Consider the following 2014-nt stretch of genomic DNA (forward strand, 5'->3'; position numbering starts at 1 on the left):
ATAGAAAAAGCAAATATTGTTCTTAACCTTTTACTCACAATCAGAAATAGAAGTTTTCATTGGGAAAATTTATATAAAACAAAAATAACAAATCAAAAGGCTTTAGCTCCTAAATCACATAATACCTTTATAGGCGTTATGCCAAATAAAATCAATGCTTTTTTAAGTGATTTAATAGAGAGTTTTGAAAAAGATTTAAATAGCTACTTAAAATAATATTTAAGATGGGCGATCTCGATCCGCCCTTATAATGATTTTAAATTATATCATACAATAAAAAAATTGTCAATTTAGTTTATATTTAGTATTGCTCTAAAATGTTGATTGTATAATAACATAATATTTAGATTTTCGTTTTAAAGGAGTGCAAATGAGTGATACTATTATTTTAGGTATTTTATTAGAGAAGTACAATAATGCTAAATATAAAAAAGTCGGAAACTGTATTAAACTTCGTTATCAATATCACGATGTAAATGTGAATTTATATTTTGATGGTTATGATAAAAATTATCCTTCAACTTCTATAATATTAGCAATGGATAAATCTTACTATATTACTTCTTTTAATGTGGATAATTTCGATGAAAAAAATCAATATTTAGATAAAATTCCAGATCCTATACTTAATCTTATTAAAGATGAGAATAACAAATTAACTTCATTTTATAATGAGATGAGAAAGCGTATCAAAGAAGATAATTTCCAAAACATTAGTTACAGCAGTGACATAGTGTTTAATAATACTATGCAATATAATAAAAATAAAGAAAATGGTAATCCATTTTTTCATTATATTAGAGCAGCAGTAATGACACCTGAACATTTTAAAAAATTATTCCATAGTATGAATATTTCAAAAGAAATTCTCATGAAAATTCAACAAGCAGGATTTACCATTGTAACTACAAACGACCCCAATAAAAGAAAAAATTTTTATGAGGAACTAAAAAGTAAAGAAATTTTTATAGAAGTTTTATAATAGAACATATTAACGATAAAGACTTTGCAAGAACAAATAGCCGAAAGCCACGCCTCTTTCGGTTAAGTGTTTTTTGTTACAATTGTATTAAGCTTAGACTAAATTTGGTTTTTATAGAATTTTCAACGGTTTTTTAAGTGAGATAATCAACAAGCTTGATTATCTCGTTAATTAATTCTAAGACAAGAACTAAAAAATCAATGACTACTCATCATGTCTCCTTCTTATAACCGAAAGAGTAGCCATGCTTAATACGCTTTAATTATAGTATTTTTGAATGAATAAGTTTTAATGTTTTATATGAAAATTTGAGTGTTATCTCAATTCTTTCCTATAATTTGTTTTTTTCTTCATCATTATGAAAAACCATTGTTTCAATACAATTTTCTTTACAAAATTGTTTTATTTCATAATTATTGTTTGTTTCATAGAATTTAACAAGATGGGCAAAAAACTCATTCATATCATTCTTAGCAATTGCCAAAATACCGAATCCATTTTCAATTAAAATTTTATTAGCAATTAGCATTGAAGTTCTTTTATTTCCATCAAAAAATAATTGACTTCTCATAAGATATAACATCAAATCCAATGCTACTTCTTTTTTATTTTCATTTTTTAAAATTGTTTCTATATTTTCACTAACCTCATAATCAATAGGTAATTTTGGTTTAAAATTTGTTCCACTTATTTTAACATCAGCTGTTCTTAAAAATCCTGATTTATGAACCAAATCTCTGCCTACAATCCTATTAAACTCCTGTATCAAACTCAAACTAACTTTTTCATTAATGGTATCAAACAAATAATTCCAAGCTCTTTTGAGATTTAAAATTATTGTTAAATCTTGTATTGTTTTATCAGGAACACTAAAGCCATCTATAATCATTTGAGTTTCAGGAAAAGTAACATTTACACCTTCTAAATTCGCGGATTTCCAAATAATATCTACAAGGTTTCTTTTTTGCTAAAAATATATTTTCTTCTAAAGTTAAATTTCTCATTTTAAATCTTTCCTTCATAAAAATCCGC

Annotated in this window: 2 protein-coding genes and 1 pseudogene; 2 read left to right on the forward strand and 1 reads right to left on the reverse strand. The window is 24.9% G+C overall.

Features of this window, described 5'->3' with window-relative positions:
* Together AJ932_RS08240 and AJ932_RS08245 are read left to right on the forward strand one after the other, a co-directional pair.
* Positions 1 to 216 (forward strand): annotated as a pseudogene (locus AJ932_RS08240) (hypothetical protein); the annotation flags it as partial.
* Positions 217 to 370: 154 nt separating this feature from the next.
* Positions 371 to 982, forward strand: a complete 612-nt coding sequence (locus tag AJ932_RS08245; protein ID WP_052793810.1) for a DNA repair protein Rad50 — start codon at positions 371 to 373, stop codon at positions 980 to 982.
* A 331-nt stretch (positions 983 to 1313) separates the two neighbouring features.
* Here AJ932_RS08245 and AJ932_RS08250 read toward each other — a convergent pair whose 3' ends face one another.
* Positions 1314 to 1871: a Fic family protein gene (locus tag AJ932_RS08250; RefSeq protein WP_186820407.1), complete on the reverse strand. Its 558-nt coding sequence runs from the start codon at positions 1869 to 1871 to the stop codon at positions 1314 to 1316.
* Between the last annotated feature and the right edge of the window lie 143 nt (positions 1872 to 2014).

The organism is Campylobacter sp. BCW_6873, from assembly GCF_001762365.1.
Taxonomy (GTDB): Bacteria; Campylobacterota; Campylobacteria; order Campylobacterales; family Campylobacteraceae; genus Campylobacter_D; species Campylobacter_D jejuni.

Coding starts and splice junctions, on each gene's coding strand:
- AJ932_RS08245 (WP_052793810.1), top strand. CDS start 371: ATGAGTGATACTATTATTTTAGGTATTTTATTAGAGAAGTACAATAAT.
- AJ932_RS08250 (WP_186820407.1), bottom strand. CDS start 1,871: ATGATTATAGATGGCTTTAGTGTTCCTGATAAAACAATACAAGATTTA.